We start from the raw sequence: 1,664 nt of genomic DNA on the forward strand, positions 1-1,664 counted from the left end.
CCACTCTCCGGATTTGGCCCGCAGGCGATGTTCTGTCTGGTAGACAGGACTGCGCCCTTCCAGATGGTCGGTTAAAGCTGCCATCACGGTCTCAATTTCATCCGGGTGCATCAGTTTCTCCCAGCTGCTCACATTCGGCTCAATTTCATCCGGTGCGTACCCCAGCATCTGCGCCCAGCGCTCGTTGAACACCACCTCGCCGGTGGGGATGCGCCAGTCCCACAGTCCCAGCTCTGCCCCTTTCAAGACCAGTTCCAGGCGTTCTTCATTGGCTTGCAGGGCTGTCTTTTCCGCCCGGAGACGGCGCAGCGCGTTGGTCAATAAATACAACAGGACTACTATAACCAAAATACCGGCGATGGATGCCGCCAGCGTGATGACAAATTCTAAATAATAGCCGCTGATGGTGGCGTCATCGTTGTAAGAGACGATATACGCCGCCTGTTGGCCCTGCGTGTTTTTAACCGGAAAAAAAACCACCAGCCGCGCCGCGTTGAACGCTTTGGCCTCGACCGCAAAGCCTTCGCCGGCCTTGAGCCTCTCCTGTATTTTTGGTTTCAGAACGGCATTGATGGCTTGCAGCGTATCGCCTACGGCATAATGCCGTTCGTACAGGTAATCATCGCTTAAGTCGCCTGGCTGGTAGTTTATTTGCTCATCGGCAAAAACCTTGTCTTCAACGAGATGACGCTGAATGATAAAAGCGTACTTGTCGGGAAACTGCTGCTCCATCCGCCGACGAATGGCGTCAAAGCCCATGCTGATCTCCACACTGCCGAGATGTTTTCCGTTATACACGAGGGGAAAGACGTTTCTAAAGCTGTTCATTACACGCCCCTCCTCAAAGCCGCTGACCTCAACCAGCTCTCGGTTGGCTTTATCCACGGAATAACGCAGGCCCTTCAGACTGTCGCCATATTTTTCCGGGCGGTGAAAGCGCAAAAAGCTCTCGCCGTTGGGCAGGTGAAAATGAAGTTGGCTCACGTTTCGCAGTTGCAGCCGTTCATAGAGCGGGCCTAATTTCTTCAATAGTTGCTCGCGGACGGCACTGCGGACATCTTCATCGGTTGAATTCGCCTGTTTGTAAAGCTCCAGAATCTCAGGCTGGTTTATGAAGGATTTAAAGGCAATACGGGCAAGTTCCTGGTTGGCAAAAGTAGTCAGGCCGTAGGCGGTGCTCAGCTGGTCTTGCAGCCGGGCATAATGGCCGTCTCTTTTTTGCTCAAAATTGCGGTAATTCAACAGTACCGCCGCACCGGCTGACACAAAGAAAATAGCGAGAAAGACAATTTGCATCGTTATTTTTTTACGGCTCATTTTCTTACACCCTTTCCTTACACCCAACGCCGCGAATCAGCCGCTTTTAAGCGCGGCGGACGAACCTGATTTTAATCGAAAACTCGCCCCGCGTTTAAGGGTCGGTTCTGAATTTGCATTGTTATACCTGCATTTCTTCAATTTCTTCCACTGGTAAAATCTGTTTGCCATGTCTAACGGTGAGAATGGAAATACTTGTTTTTTCTACACGGTAGATGATGCGATAATTGCCAAATATAAGTTCTCTGACATCTTTTCTTCTGATTTCCGCTACAACCCTGCCAAGTTCTGGAGAAGATTTCAGAATATCGACTTTTTGAAAAATTTTATCTACCCAGTCCAGGGCA

Annotated in this window: 2 protein-coding genes; both read right to left on the reverse strand. The window is 50.3% G+C overall.

Going from position 1 to position 1,664, the window contains the following annotated elements:
- On the reverse strand, nucleotides 1-1,317 hold a 1,317-nt coding region (locus U9P07_11960), incomplete at its 3' end, for a PAS domain-containing protein (GenBank protein ID MEA2110120.1).
- A 121-nt stretch (nucleotides 1,318-1,438) separates the two neighbouring features.
- The coding region (locus U9P07_11965; GenBank protein ID MEA2110121.1) for a type II toxin-antitoxin system RelE/ParE family toxin at nucleotides 1,439-1,664 on the reverse strand (226 nt) is incomplete at its 5' end.

The organism is Pseudomonadota bacterium (assembly GCA_034660915.1).
Lineage (GTDB): Bacteria > Desulfobacterota > Anaeroferrophillalia > Anaeroferrophillales > Anaeroferrophillaceae > DQWO01.